General features: G+C 54.6%; 30 protein-coding genes. 8 read left to right on the top strand and 22 right to left on the bottom strand.

Annotation, left to right across the window (positions count from 1 at the left end):
• Window positions 1-41: 41 nt before the first annotated feature.
• The gene (locus tag GJ1_RS07270) at window positions 42-1,706 is read left to right on the top strand and encodes a DEAD/DEAH box helicase (protein WP_066230519.1); all 1,665 of its coding nucleotides are present in this window, start codon (window positions 42-44) and stop codon (window positions 1,704-1,706) included.
• Entirely contained in the window at window positions 1,693-2,487 is a 795-nt protein-coding gene (locus GJ1_RS07275) for a YqhG family protein (protein ID WP_066230523.1), read from the top strand. The genes GJ1_RS07270 and GJ1_RS07275 overlap by 14 nt, the downstream gene beginning before the upstream one ends.
• A 108-nt stretch (window positions 2,488-2,595) precedes the next feature.
• On the opposite strand, the gene GJ1_RS07280 is transcribed toward GJ1_RS07275, so the two are convergent.
• From GJ1_RS07280 to comGA, 8 genes are all read right to left on the bottom strand, one after another.
• The gene (locus GJ1_RS07280) at window positions 2,596-2,775 is read right to left on the bottom strand and encodes a YqzE family protein (protein ID WP_066230526.1); all 180 of its coding nucleotides are present in this window, start codon (window positions 2,773-2,775) and stop codon (window positions 2,596-2,598) included.
• A gap of 46 nt (window positions 2,776-2,821) precedes the next feature.
• Window positions 2,822-3,211 carry a competence type IV pilus minor pilin ComGG gene (gene comGG / locus GJ1_RS07285; RefSeq protein ID WP_066230529.1) on the bottom strand — a complete coding sequence of 130 codons (390 nt, stop codon included), beginning with the start codon at window positions 3,209-3,211 and terminating at the stop codon, window positions 2,822-2,824.
• A 114-nt stretch (window positions 3,212-3,325) separates the two neighbouring features.
• Complete coding sequence (gene comGF, locus GJ1_RS07290) at window positions 3,326-3,772, bottom strand: competence type IV pilus minor pilin ComGF (protein ID WP_066230532.1); 447 nt, start codon at window positions 3,770-3,772, stop codon at window positions 3,326-3,328.
• A complete protein-coding gene (locus tag GJ1_RS07295) occupies window positions 3,751-4,077 on the bottom strand; it encodes a competence protein ComG (RefSeq protein WP_066230537.1) in 327 nt (108 codons plus the stop codon). Before GJ1_RS07295 ends, comGF begins: the two co-directional genes overlap by 22 nt.
• Window positions 4,061-4,504, bottom strand: coding sequence for a competence type IV pilus minor pilin ComGD (gene comGD, locus GJ1_RS07300; RefSeq protein ID WP_083509969.1), 444 nt, complete (start codon window positions 4,502-4,504; stop codon window positions 4,061-4,063). Before comGD ends, GJ1_RS07295 begins: the two co-directional genes overlap by 17 nt.
• Window positions 4,488-4,784 (bottom strand): competence type IV pilus major pilin ComGC, encoded by a 297-nt coding sequence (comGC, locus tag GJ1_RS07305; RefSeq protein WP_066230544.1) that lies wholly within the window; start codon window positions 4,782-4,784, stop codon window positions 4,488-4,490. The genes comGD and comGC overlap by 17 nt, the downstream gene beginning before the upstream one ends.
• Before the next feature lie 198 nt (window positions 4,785-4,982).
• Window positions 4,983-6,011 carry a competence type IV pilus assembly protein ComGB gene (gene comGB / locus GJ1_RS07310; protein WP_066230548.1) on the bottom strand — a complete coding sequence of 343 codons (1,029 nt, stop codon included), beginning with the start codon at window positions 6,009-6,011 and terminating at the stop codon, window positions 4,983-4,985.
• The gene (gene comGA, locus GJ1_RS07315; RefSeq protein WP_066230551.1) at window positions 6,008-7,081 is read right to left on the bottom strand and encodes a competence type IV pilus ATPase ComGA; all 1,074 of its coding nucleotides are present in this window, start codon (window positions 7,079-7,081) and stop codon (window positions 6,008-6,010) included. The genes comGB and comGA overlap by 4 nt, the downstream gene beginning before the upstream one ends.
• A 192-nt stretch (window positions 7,082-7,273) precedes the next feature.
• On the opposite strand from comGA, the gene GJ1_RS07320 reads away from it, so the two are divergent.
• Window positions 7,274-7,972, top strand: a complete 699-nt coding sequence (locus tag GJ1_RS07320; protein ID WP_066230554.1) for a helix-turn-helix transcriptional regulator — start codon at window positions 7,274-7,276, stop codon at window positions 7,970-7,972.
• 159 nt (window positions 7,973-8,131) lie between these two features.
• The gene (locus tag GJ1_RS07325; RefSeq protein ID WP_008879854.1) at window positions 8,132-8,374 is read left to right on the top strand and encodes a DUF2626 family protein; all 243 of its coding nucleotides are present in this window, start codon (window positions 8,132-8,134) and stop codon (window positions 8,372-8,374) included.
• Between the two features lie 337 nt (window positions 8,375-8,711).
• On the opposite strand, the gene GJ1_RS07330 is transcribed toward GJ1_RS07325, so the two are convergent.
• Together GJ1_RS07330 and GJ1_RS07335 are read right to left on the bottom strand one after the other, a co-directional pair.
• Window positions 8,712-9,845 carry a class I SAM-dependent methyltransferase gene (locus GJ1_RS07330; protein WP_066230558.1) on the bottom strand — a complete coding sequence of 378 codons (1,134 nt, stop codon included), beginning with the start codon at window positions 9,843-9,845 and terminating at the stop codon, window positions 8,712-8,714.
• Window positions 9,846-10,154: 309 nt separating this feature from the next.
• Window positions 10,155-10,787, bottom strand: coding sequence for an MBL fold metallo-hydrolase (locus tag GJ1_RS07335; RefSeq protein WP_066230561.1), 633 nt, complete (start codon window positions 10,785-10,787; stop codon window positions 10,155-10,157).
• A gap of 175 nt (window positions 10,788-10,962) precedes the next feature.
• Here GJ1_RS07335 and GJ1_RS17740 point away from each other — a divergent pair, with 175 nt between their 5' ends.
• A complete protein-coding gene (locus GJ1_RS17740) occupies window positions 10,963-11,139 on the top strand; it encodes a DUF2759 domain-containing protein (protein WP_044730834.1) in 177 nt (58 codons plus the stop codon).
• Between the two features lie 34 nt (window positions 11,140-11,173).
• Here the strand turns inward: GJ1_RS17740 and GJ1_RS07340 are convergent, their stop codons facing one another.
• From GJ1_RS07340 to GJ1_RS07355, 4 genes are all read right to left on the bottom strand, one after another.
• Window positions 11,174-12,337, bottom strand: a complete 1,164-nt coding sequence (locus GJ1_RS07340; RefSeq protein ID WP_066230564.1) for a M14 family metallopeptidase — start codon at window positions 12,335-12,337, stop codon at window positions 11,174-11,176.
• A gap of 270 nt (window positions 12,338-12,607) precedes the next feature.
• On the bottom strand, window positions 12,608-13,561 hold the full coding sequence (locus tag GJ1_RS07345; RefSeq protein ID WP_066230567.1) for an ROK family glucokinase: 954 nt from the start codon (window positions 13,559-13,561) through the stop codon (window positions 12,608-12,610).
• Window positions 13,562-13,568: 7 nt separating this feature from the next.
• Window positions 13,569-13,781 (bottom strand): YqgQ family protein, encoded by a 213-nt coding sequence (locus tag GJ1_RS07350; RefSeq protein WP_066230572.1) that lies wholly within the window; start codon window positions 13,779-13,781, stop codon window positions 13,569-13,571.
• Window positions 13,782-13,877: 96 nt separating this feature from the next.
• Window positions 13,878-15,341, bottom strand: a complete 1,464-nt coding sequence (locus tag GJ1_RS07355) for a spore germination protein (protein ID WP_066230575.1) — start codon at window positions 15,339-15,341, stop codon at window positions 13,878-13,880.
• 125 nt (window positions 15,342-15,466) lie between these two features.
• Between GJ1_RS07355 and GJ1_RS07360 the strand changes: the two genes are divergently transcribed.
• Window positions 15,467-16,330, top strand: a complete 864-nt coding sequence (locus GJ1_RS07360; protein WP_066230577.1) for a hypothetical protein — start codon at window positions 15,467-15,469, stop codon at window positions 16,328-16,330.
• On the opposite strand, the gene GJ1_RS07365 is transcribed toward GJ1_RS07360, so the two are convergent.
• The 5 genes from GJ1_RS07365 to rpmG form a co-directional block, all read right to left on the bottom strand.
• Entirely contained in the window at window positions 16,327-17,487 is a 1,161-nt protein-coding gene (locus GJ1_RS07365; protein ID WP_066230675.1) for a rhomboid family intramembrane serine protease, read from the bottom strand. The genes GJ1_RS07360 and GJ1_RS07365 overlap by 4 nt on opposite strands.
• A gap of 105 nt (window positions 17,488-17,592) precedes the next feature.
• Entirely contained in the window at window positions 17,593-17,772 is a 180-nt protein-coding gene (gene yqgO / locus GJ1_RS07370) for a protein YqgO (RefSeq protein WP_066230580.1), read from the bottom strand.
• Between the two features lie 77 nt (window positions 17,773-17,849).
• Complete coding sequence (locus tag GJ1_RS07375; RefSeq protein ID WP_066230582.1) at window positions 17,850-18,623, bottom strand: DUF92 domain-containing protein; 774 nt, start codon at window positions 18,621-18,623, stop codon at window positions 17,850-17,852.
• Complete coding sequence (locus tag GJ1_RS07380; RefSeq protein ID WP_066230585.1) at window positions 18,613-19,185, bottom strand: 5-formyltetrahydrofolate cyclo-ligase; 573 nt, start codon at window positions 19,183-19,185, stop codon at window positions 18,613-18,615. The genes GJ1_RS07375 and GJ1_RS07380 overlap by 11 nt, the downstream gene beginning before the upstream one ends.
• Window positions 19,186-19,238: 53 nt before the next feature.
• Window positions 19,239-19,388 carry a 50S ribosomal protein L33 gene (gene rpmG, locus GJ1_RS07385; RefSeq protein WP_011231931.1) on the bottom strand — a complete coding sequence of 50 codons (150 nt, stop codon included), beginning with the start codon at window positions 19,386-19,388 and terminating at the stop codon, window positions 19,239-19,241.
• Window positions 19,389-19,537: 149 nt separating this feature from the next.
• Here rpmG and GJ1_RS07390 point away from each other — a divergent pair, with 149 nt between their 5' ends.
• The gene (locus GJ1_RS07390; RefSeq protein WP_066230678.1) at window positions 19,538-19,888 is read left to right on the top strand and encodes a hypothetical protein; all 351 of its coding nucleotides are present in this window, start codon (window positions 19,538-19,540) and stop codon (window positions 19,886-19,888) included.
• Window positions 19,885-20,334 carry an endolytic transglycosylase MltG gene (locus GJ1_RS07395; protein ID WP_066230590.1) on the top strand — a complete coding sequence of 150 codons (450 nt, stop codon included), beginning with the start codon at window positions 19,885-19,887 and terminating at the stop codon, window positions 20,332-20,334. The genes GJ1_RS07390 and GJ1_RS07395 overlap by 4 nt, the downstream gene beginning before the upstream one ends.
• A gap of 107 nt (window positions 20,335-20,441) precedes the next feature.
• Here the strand turns inward: GJ1_RS07395 and pstB are convergent, their stop codons facing one another.
• From pstB to GJ1_RS07410, 3 genes are all read right to left on the bottom strand, one after another.
• Window positions 20,442-21,260 (bottom strand): phosphate ABC transporter ATP-binding protein PstB, encoded by an 819-nt coding sequence (pstB, locus tag GJ1_RS07400; protein ID WP_066230593.1) that lies wholly within the window; start codon window positions 21,258-21,260, stop codon window positions 20,442-20,444.
• 185 nt (window positions 21,261-21,445) lie between these two features.
• Window positions 21,446-23,560, bottom strand: a complete 2,115-nt coding sequence (locus GJ1_RS07405) for a peptidoglycan D,D-transpeptidase FtsI family protein (protein ID WP_066230598.1) — start codon at window positions 23,558-23,560, stop codon at window positions 21,446-21,448.
• 72 nt (window positions 23,561-23,632) lie between these two features.
• Window positions 23,633-24,925: an MFS transporter gene (locus GJ1_RS07410; RefSeq protein WP_066230600.1), complete on the bottom strand. Its 1,293-nt coding sequence runs from the start codon at window positions 24,923-24,925 to the stop codon at window positions 23,633-23,635.
• Window positions 24,926-25,029: the final 104 nt, after the last annotated feature.

The following is a 25,029-nucleotide window of genomic DNA, read 5'->3' on the forward strand; positions in this document are numbered from 1 at the left end:
ATAATTCATATAAACATTCGCAACAAGGGAAGGGGATGACGATGAACATCGATCTTGAAATGGACGAAACATGGAAGGAGGAATTTTTGGCGCGCGTCGAAAAAGACGGCCCGTGGGCGAGCTGGGAAATGTACGAATTGGCGTTGGAAGCCGCTCATCATTTAAGTGTGCCGGAATTTGACGGCTTGCAGGCACCGAAGCATTTGCCCCACTTGACGATTCTTCCGCACCAGCTTGAAGTGGCGCGCCGCGTCGTCGAAGAGATGAACGGCAAAGCCATTTTAGCGGATGAAGTCGGGCTTGGAAAAACGATCGAAGCCGGGCTCATCTTGAAAGAATATATGATTCGCGGCCTTGTGAAAAAAGCTCTCATTCTCGTTCCCGCCTCCCTTGTTTCGCAATGGGTGAGAGAGTTGAACGAAAAGTTTTTCATCCCGGCCGTCCAGCAGAAAAAGAGCTACGTCTGGGAGCAGTGCGACATCGTCGTTTCATCGATCGACACGGCGAAAAAGCCGCCGCATCGTGATATCATCTACGAGCAGCCGTATGACATGATCATCATCGATGAGGCGCACAAACTGAAAAACAACAAAACGAAAAACTACGAGTTTGTGCAAAATTTAAAAAAGAAGTTTTGTTTGCTGTTGACGGCGACGCCGATCCAAAACCGGATCGAAGAAATTTTCAACCTCGTCTCGCTGTTGAAGCCCGGACATTTAGGCAACGCCGAACAATTTGCCAAAACGTACGGCAAAACGAGAGCCGTACAGACAAACGAGCATTTAAAAGCGCTCGTCAACAAAGTGATGATCCGCAACCGCCGCGCCGACACGCCGATCGAATGGTCGAAGCGCCATGTCGAACCGGTGCTGATCGAGTTTACGGATGAAGAACGAGAACTGTATGAAGCGGTCAGGGCGCTCCGCCACGAATCGTTCGCCGGCTCGTTTTCGCTCATCACGCTTCTTCGAGAAGCGTGTAGCAGCCGCGAGGCGCTGTTTTTAACGATGAAAAACATGATCGACAAGTGTGGCGGGACGGTTCCGGAATCGTTGGAATATGTGCTGGAAAAAATCAACGCCGTCACAACGAACTCGAAAGCGGAAAAAACGCTCGAGCTCATCCGTTCCATTAATGACAAAGTCATTATTTTCACTGAGTACCGGGCGACGCAGCTTTACTTGCAATGGTTTTTAAAGCAGCATGGCATCTCATCCGTCCCGTTTCGCGGCGGGTTCCGGCGCGGCAAAAAAGACTGGATGCAGGAACTGTTTAAACAGCACGCTCAAGTGTTTATCGCCACCGAAGCGGGCGGTGAAGGCATCAACTTGCAGTTTTGCCGGTATGTCATCAACTACGACTTGCCATGGAATCCGATGCGCCTTGAGCAGCGAATCGGCCGCGTCCACCGGCTCGGCCAGACGGATGACGTTTACATTTACAACTTTGCCGTCAAACAGACGGTCGAAGAGCATATTTTAACGCTGCTGTACGAAAAAATCCGCCTGTTCGAACGGGTCGTCGGCGAGCTGGACGACATTTTGGCGAAAATGAATCTCGCCAACCTGGAGCACTACTTCGAAGACGCCCTTGTCCATTCGCGAAGCGAAGGGGAAATGAAAATCAAAATGGAAAACATCATCGCCATGATCGAGCTGGCGGAGCAGCTCGGAAAAGAAGGGGGCAAGCAGCATGCAGCAACATGAAATTCGCCGCTTTGTCGAGCGTTACTTTACAGCCAACGGCTGCACGTTTGTGGAAGCGAACGATGATTACCTCATCATCCAGCTGACGGCGGAAATGGACAAAGAGCTGATGAACCGGCCGTTTTACTGGCATTACATTGAACGGACAGGCGGCGTACCGCAGCCGATGCAACTGACGCTCATCACCCGCGCCAACGAGCGGACGGACAAGCTCAAAGGGGAGCGGCTCCATTTCGGAGCCCCCCGGCTGCACCAGCTGTTCCGCTCGGCGCAAAAACGCGGCAGCTTCATTCGTCTGTATGAGGAGCCAAGCATGCCGTTGCACGGCAACGCCGCCCTCCACCCGTGGCTTGGCATGAACGTCACGATTTCATATGAATGCGACCGAAAAAAAGATGAAATCGTTTCCCTTGGCCTTCACCTAATTAGCGGGACGATCATCGAGTCGTTCCACGAACGGCTGCGCGAGCGGCGGCTCACGCCGAAAATTCCTGATTATTGTTTCACCATTTCCCCGCTGATTAAGCCGAGAAGCGGCATCGGCCGCATTGAACAATATATTCGCGGCCGCATCGCCGCCGACGACCACACGTGGGCCGACGAAGCGCACCGGCGCTGGGCCGACGATTTGGCATTGCTTGATGAGTTTTACAAAGACAGCGAAGAAAAGCCGGAGTGCTATTATATCGAAAAAGAGGCGCTCGAAAAACAGTACAAGCCGCGCATCACCGTTTCTGTCATCAACGGCGGTCTGTTTTACTTGCTGCCCCGCACGTCGTAAATTCCAACCACCAGTCGGCCCCGTCTGTCCCGGGGCGCCCTCTCAAACCATGAGCCGATCTCCGGCCGAATGAAAAACGCCCGAAGGCTGTAGGCCTGCGGGCATTCGCTATGGACGACGCCGAAACAGCAAACGAAGCGAAAGCGGCACCATGCCAAACAAGCGGTACGAAAGCGGGAGCCGCTCTTGCTTTCGCGCCTGGCGTCGCTGCATCCGCTCCTCTTTCGGCAAATCCATGTAGGCGACAAACTGTTGGGTGACAAACTTGACATAATCGTTGACCGCCATCAAATCTCCCCTTTTTTTCTTTTAGTTTTTCCGCCTCTTTCCTTTTTTAACCGTTTGGCTCGCTCCATTCGACAATATGGAGCGCCGGAAGCGTGACGGTAAACGTGACAGCGCGCCTTAGCCCAGAGGCTGAGCGGATGGACAAAGCCACTCGGACGCGCGCTTCACTTTCTCGTGTCCATCGGTAAGCGACCGTTCCGCGCGGATAAATCCATTCTCCTTCTTTCCACGCGGTTGACGGATCGACCGACGCGATTTGTTCCTTGACATCAAACACCGCCATCTGCACAAGCTCATCCGCCTCGGCCGCTTGCCGGGCCGCATACGCCGCCTGCCGTTCCGCTTCGTAAAGAAGCAGGACGTTCGCGGCAGAAAAAGAAAACAGCAGCGCCACAACGGCCGCAAGCGGAAAAATGACGCCGTCTTGCCGGCCCACCTTCTTTCCTCCCTTCTTCTATTTACCGCCTTTGGAGCGTCTTTCTCCGCCCCCGCTCGACGCAACGATGCCAAACGAGGCGAAATGATGTCCGGACAAACCAAGCGCCTGCCGCTAAAACGCCCGCGCGACAAACGACTCGCAAACGGTGCCGTCGTCGGCCGTCACTCGCACAAACAAGCCATGGGCGCTGATTCGGTACGAGACGATGCGCACGTGGCGAAGCGCTGTTTCATTGCCGGCGCCGTCCACTTGACGAATGAGTTCGGCTCTTGACGCAACAACGGAAAAACGGACGATCTCCCCGCTCCATTTTTGCAAGTAGAGAGCGGTTCCGTCTGTCGACCACTGCTTCGTCTCATTGAGCTCGATTTGCAGCTGCTGCAAAAACAGCCGCCATTCCAGCCGGGAAAACGCATCTACGGGCTCCGGGGCCAAGGCGCGGACAGATAGCAACGCCGGGACAGCCGCCGCTATCACGATCGCAGCCGCCAGCGCCAACAACGCTTCAATCATTGTAAACCCGCTTTCTTTTGCCGCTACCGTTTGCCATACCCGCACTGTTCCCTCTCGCGGCCGGCGTAATCGTTCCAGCGCACGCAAACGTTCCACATTCGCCCTCCTTCCTCTCGCGCCTGCAGCCGGAACACCGTGCGTCCGTCAGCAACGATGGTTTCTCCCACAAGCGGCTCCTCGTACAACGCGATCGTTAACAGCTGATGCGCTTTTTCTTCGAGGGTGAGGCTTTGCCGCTCGACGGCGATTTGCATGAGCAGCGGAAGAAGAACCGCCGTCGTCATCCATAGGAGCGACAAAGCGAACAACGCCTCCACCAGTAAAAACCCGCCGCTACATTTTTTGCACATAAAACCGCCCTTTTCCAAGCAAAAAAGTAAGCTTGTAGTTGCTCTTGCCCCCACGCACCCAAACGGTTCCCGCCTTCTCGATGTTGCCGTTGTCCGTAAAGACGAGCGGGTTGCGCAGCGTGACGAGCCGAAACCGCCACGGGGAAGGGAGCGAGCGGACGACAACCTGCCGGCCGCTCGCTGCCTCAACCGCCTTGTACTCCGCCCCGCCGTCAGTGAAAAAAATGGACACATCGGCCCGATGGGCGATGGCGTATTGCTGCGCTCTATACAAGTCCGCGCGCAACACAGCCAACATATACGCCTCCTCCTGCTTACGCATCGCGCCGCCAAGCGTTGGGACAGCCAGCGCGGCAAGCAAGAGGACGACCGCCAAGACGATCAGCATCTCAAGCAGCGTAAACCCGCCGTTATGAGCCGCTTTCACTCACATCACCGTTCGCGCTGATTTGGATCGCATGGCCGTTCGGACATTTGGCCGATTTAATATAGCGGCCGTCGAGCAATTCCTGCACCGTCGGAATTTTGTTATGCTCCATCTCGTATGCTTTCACCTGCGCTTGCACCGTGTTCAGAAACGCCTCGCATCCTTTCGAATTGATCATGCTGTTGTGTTTTGTAATATTTGGAATCGCAATCAGCAACAGGACAGAAATCACCATCATCACGATCAACATTTCGATCAACGTGAATCCTTTTTGATTCATTGCCACTCCTCCTCGTATACGAAATTTCAGAAAGAGCTCTTAGCGAATGACCGGTTCGATCCGTTCCTTGACCATCGAATATGTTCATTGATTGGGCCTCGGGAGGAGGGGCGCGCCCCTCCCCCCAAGGAGCCAACACATCGAAGTTGAGCATCATGTTCCTGCGGCGCCGTCCCATCTCCGTTGGATGGAAGCAGCTTACAGTCCGTTCAACATAGAAAACATTGGCAGCAAAATCGCCAAATACATGCCGACGACAAACGAGCCGACGACCGCCAACAAAAGCGGCTGCATTCGTTTTAAGACCGACTCGATTCGTTGTTCCATCACCTGCAGCAAAAACTCGCTGTAATGTTCAAGTTCTTTGCCAAGTTCGCCGTTCGACTGGCCGTGGCGGATGACAAGCGCCAGCTCTTGTTCGTAATAGCGGACGGCGCCGATTAATCCGTCAAGCGTCATCCCTTTCATCAACCCCTCGCGAATGCGCCGACCTTCCATTTGCAAAAACGGCCAGGACGACGGCTCGCTGAACACGCCGAGCGCATCATAAACCGACAATCCGGCCTGCAGCAGGCGCCCGAGCTGGCGGGCGGTCAGGCAGGTGAGGAACAGTTTCAGAAACGAAGAAACCCCTGGAATTCGCAAAGCGAATTGAAGTTTTCGGGAGACCGGCCAGCGGCGGAAACAAACGGCGTAAAACAGCCCGGAGAACACCGCCAAGGCGGCGATGGCGGCCAGCACCATAGGGGCATGGGCGATCACCGTAAGCAGCCAAGCGGTGTGTCCGCGTTGTGGAGAAAACGCCGCCGCCGCCCGTTCAAACTGCGGCAACAGCCACCATTCCATCAAGACGAGCATGATGATGAGCAAAGAAAGAAGGAACAGCGGATAGCGACTGAAGCGGCGCAGTTGCTCGTGGAAGCGCGCTTTTTGCGCTAGTGCCTCCCCTGTCTCTGCCATGCCGCGCGGCAAGTCGCCATGCCGTTCGGCAAAAAAGAGGAGGTTAACCGCCATGCGGTCGACCGACAGCGCTTCGACAGCCGCAAACAGCGGCAGCCCGGCGCGCAGCTGCTGCAGACAGCGTTCCACTTCCAGCCGGCGGTATGTTGGAGCCTGGATGGCCAAAAACTCAAGCGCTTGCCCGAGCGGATAACCGCGCTCGAGCAGCCGGCCAAGCCGGGCAAAAAACAACGCCTGTTCAGCGAGCGGCCACATTTTACGTTTCATCTTCCTCTCCCTCCGACGAGCTCAAGCATGCGGACGGGCAGGTAGCCGAGCGCAATCCCCTTGCGGATCAAGCGGACCAGCGTCATATAAGGGCGCTTGGGCTTCCCTCTCCCATCGGTGAGTGAACGAATAACGTCCTCAAGCGCTGAACCGTAAAGCAACTCATAAACAGCGGTGCGCCGGCGGCGCCCGAGACGGCCGCACGCCGGATGGCAGTCATCGCCGCACAGCGGGCAGCAAAGCTCGACAAGCCGCTGGGCGGAGACGGCAAGCAGCGTCTCGGCCAAATCGGCGATCGGAATGCCGAATTCATGCAGCCGGTAGACGGCGCCGACTGCATCGGCGGCGTGCATGGTCGAGACGACCAAATGACCGCTCAGCGCTGAACGGATGGCAATGGCTGCCGTGTCATGATCGCGGATCTCTCCGACCATCAACACATCCGGGTCATGGCGCAGCGCCGCTTTTAGGCCGGCGGCGTACGTGATCCCTGCTTTCTCATTGATTTGCACTTGCAACAATCGTTCGTTCTGTTTTTCGATCGGATCTTCAAGCGTGATGATGTTGCGTTGCCTTTCAGCTTGGCAAATATCAAGAAGGGTATACAGGGTCGTCGTTTTTCCCGACCCCGTCGGGCCGGTCAACAGCACGAGTCCTTGCGGATGCTGCATGAAGGAAAATAATCGTGCGGTGGAGCGGGAGAATAAGGATAGTTCGCGAAGCGGCAGCGAGAGGCGTTGCGGCAGAAGGCGAATGACGAGGCTTTCATCGTAGAGCGTCGGCAACGTCGATAAACGCAAATACACCGTTTCCCCAAACTCAGTTACTTCCATGGCGCCGCTTTGCGGACGGCGTCGTTCCCCGATGTCCATGCCGGCTAAAAATTTAAAGTGGACGATGAGACGTTCCGCGGTTTCTTTCGGAAGCACGCCGACGTCGACAAGCATGCCGTCGAGCCGAAGGCGAACGGCGGCATCGTGGCGGCGCGGAACGAGGTGAAGATCCGAGGCGCGGCGCTGCACTGCTTCGGCGAGAAGGCGGTTTGCCGTTTGTTCAATCTCGTTCAGCACATATTCCCTCCTTTCGACAGACTGCTTTGTATTTCGACGAGCATGAGCCGTTATCCTGCTTTCGACGCAACTTTTTTGTGAATTTTTTTTGAATGTCGGTCAACTCACTGCCAATAGTGACAAAAATCATTCCTCGCTTTGGACGATTTCATTATAATAACCATATCAATGATTCATTTAGGAGGGGAACCGATGGAACAAACGTTGAAAATTACAAGCGTATTGTCTGACCCGACCAGATTTCATATTTATGAATACATGACAAAAGTGCATCGCGAAGTTTCTGTTCAAGAAATCGCAGAAAAATTCCATATCCATCCAAACGTCGCCCGCCTGCATTTAACGAAACTTGAAGACGTTCGCATGGTTGTATCGGATACGCAAAAAACGGGAAAAGGCGGACGGCCGAGCCGGCTGTACCGGCTATCCGACGAAGTGATCGGACTGTATTTTCCGTTCCGCGATTATCAACTCCTCGCCCGCATCGCCATTCAAACGATGGCCAAACTCGGTCCCATTGGAAGCGAGGCGTTGCGTGAAACAGGAAAGCGGTTCGGCCATGAGCTCATCGCCAGCCGTTTGCCGCATAACGGCACAGCGAGCGCGCTCACCATGGCGGACAAAATCGCCATAATGGAAGAGGCGGCCGAAGCGGCTGGATTTTTGCCGCAATTGCACTATGATGAAGAAGAAGGAGTGCTTTACCTCGATATTTTCAACTGCCCGTTCAAAGAAATCGCCGCGCAAGCGCCTGATACCGTCTGCGGCATGCACCACGCCTTTTTGAAGGGAATGGTCGAGACGCTGTTTGCCGGCGCCGAAGTAGCGGAAACAGAAAATATGATGGAAGGCAGCCGCCGCTGCGCCTACCGCATCGCCATACGTCCGTGACAGCGTCCCTCCTTCCTCTTTCTTTTTCTGAAAGCAAGCAACGGCCGGCATTTGCATCATTTCTTGCCACCTGCCCGAAAGCGTTATTTACATTCCCAACCATTGTACATTATAATAAGTAAGGACCAATGGTTTGCACAAACGAAGGAGGGATACATAATGGACCGCATGTTCCGCGTGCTCGCCTTTTGGACCGGCATTTTTGCTGTCATGTTTTACCTCGGCCATATGCATACGACGTCGCTCATTTTCTTTGGCCAAACGGTGTTTTTCTTGTTCCTCGGCTTTTTAAAGCTGACCGAGAGAATGTACATCTACATTTTTGGAGCGTATTTGACGATTTTCTTCGCGGCGTTTACGTATTGGACAACTTTTATGATGGTGCCCGGCATGGGTGAATAAAAAACAGGCAGAACCTCCTGCCTGTTTTTTTGTCGCTTTGACCGGAACCCCTTCCCACCGTTGCATATAGATGCAACGAAAAAGTTGAACATATCCTTGACGAAAAAGCAGCTTGTCTATTTTCTCGACTGCCGAAGACAAGCCTGTGGCTTGCCTTCGGCACGCCAAGGCGTGACGGAAGACCGAACAACCAACCGCTTCACAGGCCGATGCATGGGTCTGAAAGCGGCGTTGTTCGATCGCCCGATAGGTCGATCAAATGCCGGTTGGCTCTGTAAAAGCTGTACATTTATTTAAAGTTTCAAATTGCATCTATACAAATCGACGAAGGAAGCCGTCAATCGGCAGACAAAAACTCGGGTTCTGGCCAAAAGTCCCGTGCAGGGAGACTCATTCCTTTCTGCAAGATAAGCACGTCAAAAAAGCGGCTGACGCCATCGTCGGCGATCAGCGCGCGGATCATTCGGTTTTGGCGGTTTGCCGGCGAAAAGAAATCGCCGCCTTCTGAAACGTTCCATTCGTGCAAAAGGCCAGCCGCGAGCAAAAACCGATCTTGGCGAACGAACGCCACTTCCTCCCACCCGGCCTGACGGGCGTATAAGCGAAGCGCATCCCATTGCACATGGCTCGTCAAGTCCATCTCCCCCGGATGGCGAAGCGGGTCGGCAACGAGCTGATGGCGGAAATATCCGCGCAAGCTTCCATGCCGCCGCGCCGGGGCGCGCAGCTGTTCGTCCGTGCAGCCGTAGTCGACCGTCACCATCACCGCCTGATGAAACAGCGGCCCGACATCGAGCCAAAACGCCTTCATCGCGAGCGGCACCTCAAGCCTTTGCCCCTCAGCCAGATCCAATCCGCGCTCATCCAAATAGCGGACAATATCGGGACGGCAAAGAGGCGCCTTATCTTCAATGAGCCGGCCATCGCGGGCGGCGACAAAACATTCGTGCAAAACGCCGCCTTCCTTTACAATGACGTGAACGGGAAACGCATCAAAAAATTCGTTGCTAAACACGATGCCGGAAAACGGCCCGCGCTCGACCAGCCAGCGGGAGACATCGTCATATTGCTCCACCTTCTCGGCAACGGGTTGAAGCGTTTCCCGCTGGCGCCGGCGGTGGAACGGGCTTTGGTCTATGATCGTATACGACAAACGGTCGTATGTATGCGGACTTTTTTTCTTCCATTCTTCCAATACCGAAAGCGCCAATCGCCCGTCCCCACCTCCCCATTCGCAAACAGCCGGCGGCAGCCCCCCTTCTTCCACGAGCCGAATCCAAAGGGAAGCGAGCGCTTTGCCAAACACCGGCGCGAATGAGCTGTTCGTAAAAAAATCGCCTTCCTTGCCGATTTTCGCCCGCTCTCGCATATAGTAGCCGAAACGTTCGTCGTACAGAGCCATCTGCATGTAATCGGCGTACGACACCCGCCCGCCTGGCGCCGCGGCAATCTGTTCGTACAATCGGTTCATCTTTCTACCCCATTTTTGATTTTTTACTGTTGACATAGTGAAAATAATCATATATCGTTATAGTAGTAGCTTAAACTATATCCCCTCCCATTATTGTGGATAGAACATCCCCCAAAAACCCCTTCTTGGCGCAGCTAAGAAGGGTTTTTTGTGTTTTCAGGCGCTAGGCGGCCATCTAGCATATCGCTGCATTCGAAATGCAACCCCTTTTCTGCCGGCCGCCTGCACTAGGCCAAGCGGCGCTTGGCCCGAGCATGAAGAAACGCATTTTTGATGGAGCCAACATGGCGGCCTTTCGCTTTCTTGATCTTATGAAAATCCGTGCAAAAACGGATTTGTATCCATCTCCGCGCCAATCGTCGTCTCCGGCCCGTGGCCGGAAAGAACGATCGTCTCCTCCGGCAGCGTAAGCAGTTCGTTGTGAATGCTTTTCAACAGCTGTTGATGGTTGCCGCCTGGCAAGTCAGTGCGCCCGATGCTGCCGGCAAACAGCGCGTCGCCGGAAAACACAATGTTCGCTTCTTGGCAATAATACGAGACACTGCCCGGCGAGTGGCCCGGCGTTTCGCGGACATCGAGCGCAAACGGGCCGATGTTCAGCGTCGTTGGCCCTTTCAAGCATGTCGGTTCGCAGCGGACGACGACCGGGCCGCCAAAATAAAGTGAGCCGTTTAGCGCCGGATCTTGCAGCCATTGTTTTTCATTCTCGTGCAAATACACCGGAATGTCCCAGCGGGAGAGCACGTCCGGGATGCCGCCGATATGATCGAAATGCGCATGCGTCAGCAAAATCGCCAACGGGGTCAGCTTTTTTTCCTCGATCCGGCGGACGAGCGCCGCGCCCTCTGCTCCGGGATCAACGATGAGGCATGCCCCGTCTGCGGACGACAAAAGATAAGCGTTCGCTTGAATTGGACCGACAGGAATGCGCGTCCATTCCATGACCGTCTCCTCCTTTCGTCTGTCCAATATATGGTTAGCTTTATTTTACTGTTTTTTTTCAAGCGATGAAAGAGAAAAAGTAAAAAGGAAGAGACCTCGACAAATGGAAGAAAAAAGATTACAATGAAAAAGAATGGACACGTTTGTACATACTGTTTCACGAGGGGGTAAAACGATGGGTACAGTCATTATTTTTGCACTTGTGACGCTGCTTGCCCTTTATGGAATGCTCCGTACATTGCGCGAGAAAAACGTGCTCGGATTTTTGTTTGGACTTGCCACCGCGGCTGTATTCGGCTGGTTTACCATCATGACCATTTTGGATCACGGCATTCCAACCGGCACGCACTGAAAACGCAAGAGGCGAATCATGCCTCTTGCGTTTTTTATGCCATTTTGAGCGTTGCTAAAAACAGGCCGAGGCTGTCGCGGTATATTTGCGCAAACTGCGAGAGCGGCAACGGGTTGACGCCCTCGCCGAGCTCCACGGTGTAGCCGCGCCGCTTCCACGTTTGAATGAACCAATCGCGGTAGCCGGCATGGCTGTCAATGTAGCGGACAGGCTGATAGCGGCTTGCTTTGGCCATCGCCTGAACCGTCGCCTCCGCTTCCGGCGGCTCGAACCCTTCATATCCCCAATAAATTTCCTTCCCTTGCGTATGAAACGCGACGACCATTGCAAAATCGCTCGACTCGGCGAGCGCCGCCATCGCTTTCGCCTCCGGCTCGGTGAGGGGGGCAAAGCCAGGAAAGTCGCGCGGCGCCGGCGCTTTCGGAAGTTTGCGCGCCTGTTCGATTTCCCAGTGAGCTGGGAATTGATTGTTTAAATCAACGCCGCGGATGTTCGCTTTCCATTGAGAAAAATCGAGCGATCCGCCGTTGATGCAGACGACTTCGCTCCGATGCGGCTCTTCTTCCGGCGGGCCGTTCAGCACAAGGTTGACGCCGTCGGGATTGACCATCGGCACAACGGAAAGGGTCACTTTATGGTAATAATCAAGCACCCGATGGCCGGCCAGCGCGTCATCGTTAACCAGCGCCCTCGCGTACTCGTCGATGAGCGCCATGATCACTGCCGTCGTGATCCACTCATTCGCATGGAACGATCCGTTCATATGCACGCGCACCGGTCCGCGGCCGATTTGCAGTTCAACAAGCGGCAAGCCGAGCACGCTATGACCGATCGTTCGTCGGCGCACAAACGGATAGTGGCAGACGAGGGCGGTGATATCCTCCATCAAAGCGGCAAAATCGTACGGGCGGACGCTGCGGACGACGGGGGATGAAATTCGCTTCGGCAGCGGCGCCGTTCCGTTCACGACCGCCATCGCCCCCGGAAGCCGCCGCAACGCCTCCGTCGGCAGCGACAGGCAGTCAGCGAGCACTTCCCACGCATCGATCGTCGTATATCCTGGAATCACAACGGTCTGTCCCGGACGCAATCCTCCCTTTTCCACATGCGGATTCGCGTCGATGATCAACTCGGTCGGCACGGAAAACCATCGCCCATATTTCTCAAACGTATCGCCGGGCCATGCTTGAAGGTGCATGCGCCGTCTCCCCTTCCCATTTCTTTATCTTCAAGATATGTCAGCAGACGGAAAAAAATGAGCGCTTGGCAGGCGGCTGACACGCGTCAACGGAAAAGGCCAAATGTCTCTGTTCAATTTACAAGAAACATCTTCACCGTTGGAACGATGGGTAGAGCCTGCTAAAAACCCGGTGAATACAATAATGTTCGCAGGCATCTCCACCTTCAAATTCCATATATACAGCAATAAGAAAAGGCGCCCCAACCCTTTTGGGACACCTTCCGTTGTTTACACGCCGACAAGCCCTTTCGCCAGCCAAGCACCGCCGATAACGCCGGCATCGTTGCCAAGCTTCGCTAAAACGATCTCCGCTCTTGCGGCGACGCGCGAGAACGCGAAGCGGCGGAAATGGGCGGCCGTGCGCTCGACAAGCATGTCACCCGCCTTGGAAACGCCGCCGCCGATCACGATTTTCTCCGGGTTCGTCACATTGGCGGCATTCGCCAACGCCCAGCCGAGATAATACGTTGCTTCATCAACCACTTCCAACGCCAGCGCATCGCCCGCTTTGGCCGCGTCAAACACCGCTTTGGCCGTGACATCGCCGCTATGGAGCGCGCTCGGACGCGCGTCGGCGGCCAATTTCTCGTTTGCGATCCGCACGATGCCGGTGGCGGACGCGATCGTTTCCAAGCAGCCGGTTTTGCCGCAGTTGCAGCGGGCGCCGCCGTCATGGATCATCGTCATATGGCCGATCTCTCCGCCGGCGCCGTTTGTGCCGCGCACGATGGCGCCGTTGGCGATCACGCCGCCGCCAACGCCGGTGCCAAGCGTCACAAACAACAAATGGCGCGCACCTCCTCCTGCTCCTTTCCACATCTCGCCAAGCGCTGCGAGATTGGCGTCATTATCGACCGCCACGGGCAGCCCCGTTGCCTCTTCCAACAGTTGTTTCAGTGGATAATTCGTCCATCCAATATTGACCGTTTCATACAACATGCCGGTTTCCTCTTCGACCGGCCCGGGGGCGCCGATGCCGACAGCAAGCAATCGCCCTTTCTCCCCGCCGAGCTGGGCAAGCGTCCCATCAAGCGACCGGGCAATGTCAGCGACGATATGCTCACCGCGATTGGCGTTGTTCGTCGGAATTTCCCATTTGTGCACGATGTCGCCCTCGGTGGTGACAAACGCCATTTTGATCGTCGTGCCGCCGAGGTCAATGCCTACCAACCATCGTTCCATTGCATCCTCATCCTTTTTTCATCTGTTTTTCCCGCTCAATTTGCGCTTCCTGACGCAAAATAAACAAGGCCGCTTGCAGCTGTTTAGCATCGATCAGCTGGGACTGGTACAGCTCTTTCACTTCCTCCTCCATCAGCTCCAAGTCAGCGAGCCGATCGCCGACGTAAATGATCGTGCCAAACCGTTTCAGCAGCTGTTGTACGTCGTATACCGTCTTCATCGTCACTCATGCTCCTTTTTTCCCTTTTTAATGTAGCGGCAAACGGCCGCAACCGTCAAGACAAAAAACGCAGGCGCCAAATCAACAGCACCTGCGTCAGCGGTCAGGGTCGCGTGGGTGAAGAATCGCCGGCCGCCGGTTTTTGAGCGGCATCGGCGAACGGATGAGCACATCGCGCATCGCTCGGTAGGAGAACGGGATGAACGGCCATAAGTACGGAACGCCAAACGACGTCATCCGCGCCAAGGCAAGGATCCAAACGGTGATGCCGATGACATAACCGTACAGGCCGAACAGGCCCGACAAAATGAGCAAGGCGATGCGGACGAGCCGGTTTGCCAAGCTCATTTCATAGCTCGGCGTTGCAAACGTACCGATGGCAGTAACAGAAAAATACAAAATCACCTCATTGGAGAAGAGGCCGACTTCGACCGCGATGCCGCCGATCATAAGCGCGGCGACAAGGCCGAGCGCGGTCGCCAGTGAAGACGGCGTATGAATGGCGGCCATCCGCAGCATATCCATTCCGAGTTCAATCATCAAAATTTGCGCAAACAGCGGAATATCGCCCAATTTGGCCTTTCCTAAAAACGAGAGCGGTCCGGGCAACAGCTCCGGCTCAGTCATCAACAAATACCAAAGCGGCAGCAAAAACACTGACGCCCAGACGGCCAAAAAGCGGACGAGCCGCAAATACGCTCCAACGATCGGCTTGTTTCGGTACTCTTCGGCGTGTTGCAAATGATGCCAAAACGTTGCCGGAGTAATAATGACACTTGGCGATCCGTCGACGATCACAAGCACATGGCCTTCATACAAATGGGCCGCCGCCGTATCGGGGCGCTCTGTGTAGCGGACGACCGGGTACGGGTTCCAATGCCGGCCGGAAATAAACTCTTCCACCGTTTTTTCGGCCATGACCAGACCGTCCGTATCAATAGCAGTGATCGATTCTCGGACGCGGCGGACGAGCTCCGGGTCGGCGATTTCCTCGATATAGCAAATGCAAATATCGGTCTTCGAGCGCCGCGCCGCCTGCACGTACTCCATGCGCAAAGAAGGGTCGCGGACGCGGCGGCGGATAAGCGCGGTGTTAAAGACGATCGTCTCGACAAAACCGTCGCGCGCCCCCCGCACGACCCGCTCGGTGTCCGGCTCTTGCGGCCCGCGCACCGGATACGTGCGGGCGTCAATCAAAATGATCCGCTCCACGCCGTCAACGACTAACGCCGTCGGCCCGGCAAGCACCATCGCGACCGCTTCTTCAAGATCGTCCGTCTGCCCAATTTCCACATAGGGAAGGTCCTTTTTTAACAGCTTCTCGAGCGGATGGATGTCAAACTCGTGTTCGTCCAAACGGGACAGTCGTTTCATCAAATAATGCAAAATATCATCTTTGACAAAACCGTCGATCATAAAAAACGCCATCGCCCGTCCCCCGTATTCGACATCAAGCCGAATGACGTCAAAGCTTTTGCCGACTCCAAGCCGCTCGGCTAAGTAGGACGCATTGTCATGAAGGCGGCGGGACGCCGGGCGTTTGGGCCTTTGTTTCTCCATCGTCATCCCCCTGCATCGTTTGCACTGTATACTCCCCATCATAGACAAGCATGGGAAAATTCATACATAAATGTTCCTCGCTATGCATATATTGGTGAAAACCTTGTCCAATCGGGGAGGATGTCATGAAACGATGGATGATCGCCGCCATAGCGCTTGCTTTTTTCCTCGCCTCCGCGCTCGTTTCACGGTGGGAGCACAATCGCGCCGCTGAAACGATCAAGTTTTTCCCGCTTGACCGCGAAGCGGCCTTCATCGAAGCGGAAACAACGCTTGCACTTGAAGTCTACAGCGAACGCGGGCGCTACGCGCTCCGCTGGTCAGTTGCCTCCGTTTTAAACCGCCGCGCCTATTTGCGCCAAGACGTCTCGTTGTTGTTTGCCGACGGCCGCTTGGCCGATGTGTTGTCAAAATGGAAAACAAACACAGATGTGATCGAAATGGAAAAGACGGTGACCATGCAAGACAGCCGCTTTTTCCAGACCGTCTCCTTTCATCATGGCGAGCTGCATAAAGGAGAGGACATCACAAGCAGCCAAACGATGTCAAGCGACTATTTGTACGTCATTGACTCACCGTACCATCCGCTCGCATCGTTCCGGCGGCCAAGAACAGACGACGAGCGCGAATGGCAGCGTGTCTTGAACAAAGCCACGAATGAGTTTCTTCGTCATAAAGCAGACGAGCTGCTCACCCATTTTTCTTTGTCAAAAGAAGATTATTACGCCCTTTATTTGCCTGAGCTCGTCGCCTACACGGAACAACCGTTGCCGGGTTTATCAACGGCGACAACGCAGGCGATCATCGGCCGTCTTTGGGAAGGGCTGTACAAATCATACATTCTCGGCATAAAAAAAGAGGATGACTCCATCCTCTCGCCAATCGGCAGCACAATGCCGCTTATTCTCATTCGTAAAGATTACAGCCGGCTCTTCGTCCTAACGGAAACAGAAACTGGGGAAAAAGTCATGCTCGTGCAGCTGCTTTAACGAAATCCGATCCATAAACCAACAGCAGCAAGCAGCGCCGCAGACGCCAACGAGCCCGCCTGCCGCCCCCAAGCAGTGTGTTTTGGCAAATGAACGACGCCGGCCGCCAAAAAGCCGCCAACGAGCCCGCCGATATGGCCGGCGTTGTCAATGCCGGGGACAAGCAAGCCGAACAGCAAGTTGACGACAATTAAGCTGATGACGTTCATCCCCATCGTCCGGAAAAATAAATGCCGATAGACAGTGCCAAAGTAAAGAAGCGATCCGAACAGCCCGAAAATGGCTCCCGATGCCCCGGCAGACAGCGATGGCGTGAACAAAAAACTCGCCAGCGCCCCGAAAAAGCCGGCCGTTACGTAAATGAACAAAAAGCGAAGCGAGCCGTACAGCCGCTCGACCGTCATCCCTAAATAATGCAAAGCAAGAGTGTTTGTCAACAGATGCAAAAAACCAATATGCAAAAACATCGGCGTCAACAGCCGCCACCATTCTCCCGCCTCAATGAGCGGATTGAATTTCGCACCGTAATGGATCAACACATCCGGATTCGTGCTCCCGCCGCTCCATTCGAGAACAAGAAACATCGCGACCTGCACGACGATGAGCAATCGGGTGAACAGCGGCTTGCCATGCTCAAAAATGCGCCGCTCCTCCTCACGGCAGCGCCGCCATTCACGGACCACCTCGCGCTTTAAGCGCTCGGCGGCGGCAAACGGGTCAGCCGTTTCCGCAAGCGGCTCAAAGTGAAACGCGGCGCCGGTCATCTCCGCAAGCCGCGGCAGCATTTCGCCCATGTTGCCGCTATGGAGGAGAAGCGTATGAAACGCGCCATCGCCCGCCCCAGAAAGCGGCAGCGGCTCGGCGACAAGAAACTCCCAATCGTCAACCGGCGGATACACCATCACATAAACATTGATGACCCGGCCCGCTTTGCCGAAACTCCATCCCTTCATTTGCTGGACGAGCCGCCATGTATATTCCATATCAAGACGCAGCAACCGGCTCCAATCAAAGTCGGCGCGCACGAGGCGGACGAGCGTTGGATGCCGCCAATGGCCTGATTCCAGCCATACTTCATCGGCATGCTCAGACATCCGCACGATGCGGTAGCCGCCGCGAACCAAAAACTGAACAAGCTGCCAAAACAGTACATCCATTGTTCCGATCACGTTCCCCTCTCCCTTTCTCCGGCGAGGCCAAGCCGGCCAAACAGCGTCTCATCCAAGTCGAACCAAGCAGCCTCCCATCGTTTCATCGCCGCATCACGGGCGCAACATTTGCGATACGAGGGCATTGCGCACCGCAGGAATGTGGAGCGCAAATCGGACGAGTTGCTTGCGCAGCGGCGGAATGCGCAACGCCCAGTCGGCAATCCGGTAGCGATAGCGGTAGGCAAGCCAGCCGGCCGTAACAGCAATCAGCGAGTACGACCATTTGTTCAAGGTTGTTCCTCCTTCATCATATGACATGCTCGTTATTCTTTTTCCCTTTTTCTCACCAAATATGAAGCGGGGCGCGTCTAATGCACCAACGCGAAGGCGGCCAGCACCGCGCCGATGACTGCCAGGAAGTTCACCGCATCGTTGTCAAGCCAGCGCCAGCCTTTCACGTGGACGGTCGCTTGTCCGCAGTGCCGTTTCCGCTCAGTCGCCGCCCCGCATGCCGGACAGCGATAAGCTGCCTGCCAAGCCGCGCCAAGCCATGTATCGAACCAGCTGCCAAGCCAGCCGAAGAGGGCAAGGACGAAAACGGGCCGGGCGTCGAGAAAAAATGCGCCGGCAAGCGCGATAAACAGCGCGCCAGCAAACGAAGCGGCCGTGCCAAGGAACGTCACTGCCCCTGACGTTCCGGCTTCCACCGGCTGAAAGCTCGGCCACGCCCGCGGCGGACGGCGGCTTAACGGGCCGATTTCGGACGCCCACGTATCGGCGTTCGCCGCGGCGATGGCGACAACAAACAGCTCGTCCCAAAGCGAGGTCGGCTGAATGACTGCCAAGAACGCCAACACGGCCGGCACCCCACCGTTGGCGAGCACTTGGATGGCATCGCGCCGCCCGCCTTTGGCTACTTTTTCAGCCAGTTTAGCTTTATGGCGCTTTCCGATATAGCTAAATAAGCTCGAGCTGGCAAAAAAGCAGCCTAACAGCCATAATCCATCCCAAGAAAACCCGTATCCGACGATCGCGCCGACGACGACAGCAGCCGCCGCTCCTGACGCAGACAATAAGCGCAATCGCCATCCGCCGGTGGCGGCGAGAGCAGAGGCGGCGATATATTCCCATTCATCGCCCACAACGGAGAACTCCTTGATCAGTAATGATGAATTCCACCGGCACGTCGTGCGCCTCAGCCGGAACGTCGTCCACCACTTGGAACGAGTAGGCGAGCGCCGCCGTCACCGCCGCCACCCCCGGCAAATACCGGTCATAATACCCGCCCCCATAACCGATCCGGTAGCCGTTTTTCGCAAAACAGACGCCCGGAACGATGATCAAATCAAACTTGCCGCGGTCGATCGGCGCCGTTTGTTCCTCGATCGGCTCCCATAGTCCCGCATACGCCTTTTCGAGCTGAGCAAACGACACGAGCCGCCGGAAGGTCATCGTTTTCGCCCTTGGATCGCATTTCGGCACGCCGACCGTTTTTCCTTCCCGCCACGCCTGCTCAATGATCGGCAAGGTGTTGACTTCCGTCTCTCTCGCCACCGTCATGGCGATCGTCCGCGCTGTTTGCCATCGCGGCCACCGGTATAAATGAGCAGCAATTTCTCGATCGTACGCCTCTTTCTCCGCCGCTGGAAGCTGACGAAGCCGGTCAAGCATGCGGCGGCGCCATTCCCGTTTGCCGTCCATCATCTTCCCCTTCCTCCCATTAAAGATAAAAGCAGCAGGAATCATCTTCCCACTGCTTACTTCGTTTCGCGGTGCAACGTGACTTTGCGATCCCGCGGGCAATATTTTTTCAATTCCAAACGCTCTGGGTTGTTGCGTTTATTTTTCGACGTAATATAGTTGCGTTCGCCGCATTCTGTGCATGCCAATGTGATGTTCACACGCATCTTTTTTCCCTCCAAACGAGCTTTATATAATCAGACCTTTCTATGATACCATTTTTCTGCGGCGATTTCCACCACTAAATTTCATCTTTTTCAATAAGAGCGCCACAAGCAGATGATGATATGGTATAGTGAAAAGGGGAGGGATGCGCGTGGTGGAATATGCAATCATCGCTTTGGCAGCTCTAGCCATTATTCTTCTTGTTATTTCCTTTTTTGCTAAAGATGAACTGAAACCGCTCGAAGAACAAATTGATCATTTGACCGTTTCGCTGGCGCAAGAAACATACCAGATTAAAAAGCGATTGCAAGTCATCGAGGAGGAGCTGCTCATCCCCGAGCGCCAACGTCCGGCTCCGCCCCGGCGCGGGGGAGCGTTGTCGTCGACTGACCGTCGCATCTTGTTTTTGCATAAACAAGGGTTCCCACTCGAAGACATCGCCCGCGAAACAGGTTTGACCGTCTCAGAAGTCGAGCGGGCGGTAAGGAGATTGCGGATATGAACAAACGTTCGATTCGTTCCTTCGCCTTCGGTTTGCTTTTATCTACGTCGCTTATCGGCGCCTCGTATTACGCCTCGCCCCCCGCTGCGCCGACAGAAGCGGAAGTCAAGGCGTTTCTTAAGCAGCACGGGCTTGTCGCTGTGGCGAAAGAAGAATACGACAAGCTCCGCAGCGCTCAGCCGAACGTCGATCCGAAAGCGCCGGCCAAACAGACGTCCGAGCCATCAGTGCAAACCGTTTACGTCTATCGACTCGTTATTAAGAAAGGAGATACGCCAGAGACATTTGCCCGCGAACTTGAAGAGGCTGGCATCATTCCAAGCGCCCGCGCATTCAACGACTACTTGGAACAACACGGGCTGACGCGCTCGATCCGCCCCGGCGCCTACAACGTGCGAAGCGACATGGACTATGCCGCCATCGGCCGTTTGATTGCCAAACCATAACGAAAGAAGGTGTCCCAAAGAGTTGGGACACCTTTTCTTATCAAACAGCCGTTTGATGGTTTCGAAAGAAACACTCTTTTTTGAATGCCGGCGAAACTCCTCCGCTTTCAACCGAAACGCCCGGCGATGTAATCCGCCGTCCGCGGGTCCGCTGGATAAGAGAACAGCGTTTTCGTCTCGCCGTATTCAACCACTTCCCCATTTAAGAAAAACGCCGTCCGATCGGAAATGCGCGCGGCCTGTTGCATGTTGTGCGTGACGATAATGATGCTGTACTTTTCTTTCAGCCGGCCCATCAATTCCTCGATTTTAGCGGTTGCAACCGGGTCAAGCGCCGATGTCGGTTCGTCCATTAAAATCACGTCCGGTTCAACCGCGAGACAACGGGCGATGCATAACCGCTGCTGCTGGCCACCTGATAAACCGAGGGCATTTTCGTGAAGACGATCTTTGACCTCGTCCCAAAGCGCCGCTTGGCGCAAACTTTTTTCGACGATCTCATCGAGACGCCGCCGGTCGCGGATCCCATGAATGCGCGGTCCGTAGGCAACGTTGTCATAAATCGATTTTGGAAACGGATTGGGTTTTTGAAACACCATACCCACTTGCGTACGCAACTGTTCAACGGGGTATGACGTGTCAAAAATGCGGCGGCCGCGATACAAAATCTCCCCTTCGACCCGGACGTTTGGAATGAGCTCGATCATTCGATTGAGCGTTTTAATATAGGTCGACTTGCCGCATCCTGACGGGCCGATAATCGCCGTAATCTCGCGTTCGTAAAAGGAAAGGTGAATATGTTTTAACGCATGATGCTCACCGTACCATACGTTCAGTCCATTCGTTTCGTAAACGACCTCTTTTTTCGCCAAATGGGCTGAAGGAATCGCCTCTTTTCGGCGTTCCGCTACCGCCATCGTACTCATCGGCGTGACTCCTTTCATTATCCTTCCGCCCCCACTGGCAGCGGAAGATCGATTTTTCCTCTATCATGAGCATACAAAACGATCGTTAACGCCGTGTGGACGGTATGTTAAGGTTTTGTAAACGAACATGTTTTTTGGCAAGCACAGCGGCAAAAAAAGAGGCGCCCATTCAGGCGCCTTCCCGATCAGCGCGTAGCGGCGGCTTCCGCGCTGTCAGGGCGTTCGAGACTGTTTTCGCCTCCCGCCGCCCGCTTCGCTTTCAATTCAAAATACGCATCTAAAATGCGGCGGCCGATCCGGTCATTAATCCCATCGCTCTCCCCTTGCGTCGCCCACGGAACGACAACGGCAAACGACACTTCCGGGTCATTGTACGGCGCATAACCGACGAGCGTCAAGTTGTACGTTGGATCATTCCGCCGGCTTTGGATCGGTCCATCATAAAACGCCTCGGCTGTCCCCGTTTTGCCGGCCGGCTTGTACGAAGCGCCCGCAAAGTACGAATACGCCGTTCCGCCCGGCTCTTGCATGACACGGCGGAATCCTTCCTGCACCTGTTTAATGTATTCGGCCTTCATATCAATGCGGTTTAGCACAACTGGTTCAAACTGTTTGATGACCGGACCGAGCTCTTTCCCGTCGGCTGACGGCTGGCGGATTTCCTTGACAAGCTGCGGCTTCATCCGATAGCCGCCGTTGGCGATCGTTGAGACGTATTGCGCCAGCTGCATCGGCGTATACATATCATACTGGCCGATCGCCAAGTCAAGCAAAAGCCCCGCTTGCGTGCTCTGTCCTTGGAAACCGCCGAGTTCGTTCGGCAAATCGATCCCGGTTTTCACGCCGAGGCCGAACTGGCTGAAATACTTGCGAATCGTTTTGAATGCTGCCGGGTTGATATCAAGCGGTGCATTCGGGCGATACGTACCGCCGCCGATGGCAATTGCCGTTTTGAACATATAGACGTTGGATGATTGTTTCAACGCTGTCAGTTCATTGATCGTCCCCATCGTTTTCCATGACTTTTTCGGCTTTGTACCTTTAATGTATAACGGCTCATCCTTAATATACGTATTCGGATGAAGCACCCCGGTTTGGAAGCCGGTGAGCACGGTCGCCCCTTTCACCGCCGATCCCATCGCATAAGCGGACGTGATGTTGCCGATGGCAAAGTCGACAAATTTTCCGTCTTGAAGAAGCTTGCCGGCCATCGCCAGCACCTCGCCCGTTTTTGGGTTCATCATAACGACAAATGCCCGGTCTAAAAGCGGCGAGCGGCCTTTGCGCTTCGTCGCCAAAATCTCTTGTTGAATGATTTGCTCAACCTTTTGCTGGAGCTCGGCATCAATGGTCAACACGAGGTCTTTGCCGCGCTCGCCTGGGTAAACTTGCTCAACCGAGATGACATTGCCCGATTTGTCGACAATGTTTTTCACTTTTGCCTTTTTGCCGTGCAGCACTTCTTCATACTGCATCTCCAAATAGCTTTTGCCGACGCGGTCATTGCGGCTGTAGTCGCGGGCTAAAAAGTAATCAAGCCGTTCGCGCGGGACGCCTTCGTCTTCTTCCGTCACACTGCCGAGCACAGAGCGGAATGTGTTGTCATAGACGTATTTCCGGTCCCAATCCACCGTCGTATTGACGCCGGGCAGCTCGCTCAAATGCTCGCTGACGACCGCATATTCGCGGTCGGTCACTCCTTTGCTTTTGACCGTCTGCGGCGTCAAGGCGTAGCCGCTTTCCATCTCATGTTTAATGGCGATCACTTCAAGCTCTGCTTTCGAAATTTGCGCCAAATCTTGCTTAGTGATGCGATCAAGCGTCCACTCGTACACTTTTTTGTCGATCTCTTTTTGCGTCAATCCTTGATCAGCGAGCTTTTTCCGTTCTTGTTCGCTCACCTTCTGTTTCGCTTCTTCCGGATGCGTTAAAATCCAATAATCTTTCATATCGCGCTCAGTTACTTTTTTCTCCGCATCGGGAATATCGATGTATTGAGCGAGTTTCTTGGCGACAGCCAATATTTCTTCCGGCTGTGTCGTTTTGGAGCGCGTGTACGTAATCGCCTTTTGCGGTGTGTTGTCGACGATCACGCGGCCGAACCGATCGTAAATTTTGCCGCGCGGCACCGGCGTGCTGACGATTTCATCCTGCGTTCGCTCCACTTCGCGCCGATAGTCTTCACCGTAGACAATTTGCACGACGCCAAGGCGCAAAATGAGCGCCGAAAACAGCAAAAAAACAAAGAAAAACAAAATGTTTAACCGAATCGGCACTTGCGCCCGCTTCTTCCGTTTCATCCCCCGGTCCTCCTTTCCTCCTCTCTATTGTAAAAGAAAAAGGCAGGCATGGCTAGGGAAAAACTTGGCCCCTCACGCCGACGGACCGCCTCGTTCGCCCGCCAGTTTCGGCCGAAGCAAAATCCGCTCACGATGACCGCGCTCTGGACGGTCATCGGTGAAGCGGATGCGGCGGACGAACCAGTAAATTGACAAATGTCCGGCGCCGCACACAAACATGAGCGCGCGGATGCCGGCCTCTTCGCCAAAGAATGCCACAGCTGTTAAAAAGGCTAAAATCGACGCCACCCGTCCGGCGTTTAAAAACAATTCGCGGACAACGATGTATTCGACGCGCGCCTCGGCCGATTTCCAGCTCTTCCCTATGACGTCAAACGTCAAGGAGGAATACGGAACAAGCAGCAATGGATACGCAATGGCGATCGTGATGGCATAAAGAATGAGGCGCGGATAGGTCGGATGGAAAACGATCAAAAAAATCGCCCCATATAGCAGCGCTCCCCCCAATAGAATGGCTTTCATCCGATATTCACGCTTGATCAGCCGGGAGACGGCATAATAAGCGACAAACGATGTGAACGAGTTGACAAGCCCGAATTTGCCGAGCGCCCATTCGCTTCCAGAAGTGATATACACAAGCACGGAAATGATAAACACAAACGTGCCTTCGCGCAATCCTTGAAAAAAGTGGGCATTCGTAATAAGCCGCCAGTTCCGGTTTTCATTCCTCTCCTTTAAAATGCGGACGAACAAATATTTCCCCGCAGCCGCGCGGCGCTTCAAGAAAAAGCTGAGCAACACAGCGACAAGAAACAAGCAGAGCGACAGTGAAAAAATAAACCTATACCCTTTCGCTCCAGTGAACGACGAGATGATGTAGCCGGCGGCAATCGGCCCGATCATGCCGGCTGATGAGGTCAACACCCCGAAAAAACCGTTAAAAAAGTCGCGCGTCTCCGGTTCGGTAATTTCAAATGTCAACACGTTAAACGCCAGCCAATAAAAGCCATAGCCGACGCCGAGCAGCGCGCCGAGAAAGAGCAAATATTGATGGGCGCGAGAGCCGACCAATAAAACGGTGACAAAAAAAACGGCTAAACACGACACGCCAAGCCGCAACACGAGAATACGGTCGATTTGTTTTGCCAGCCGACCGGCGAAAATAAACGTCAGCGGCTGCATCGTGACGACCGCCAAATTGTACAGCGCCAAGTCGCGGAAATCGCTGGTCTGTTTCCATAAATAAATGTTGACAAACGTGTTCGACAGCGAAACACCGAGCGCGTAAAACCCACCGATGCAAAGCAAAAGAAGCAGGTCGCGATTCACTTGTTCTTGGCCGGTCAGTTTTTGGAAAAATGCCATTGCGAACTCCCCTTTTCATCTATCCGGTAGTGTGGCCATTTCCGCTATGGCTATGCACCCGGCGCAAAGAAAACCGCTTCCTTTGCCTGCGGCCCCCCGTCGCT

It is taken from the genome of Geobacillus jurassicus NBRC 107829, assembly GCF_001544315.1.
GTDB lineage: Bacteria > Bacillota > Bacilli > Bacillales > Anoxybacillaceae > Geobacillus > Geobacillus jurassicus.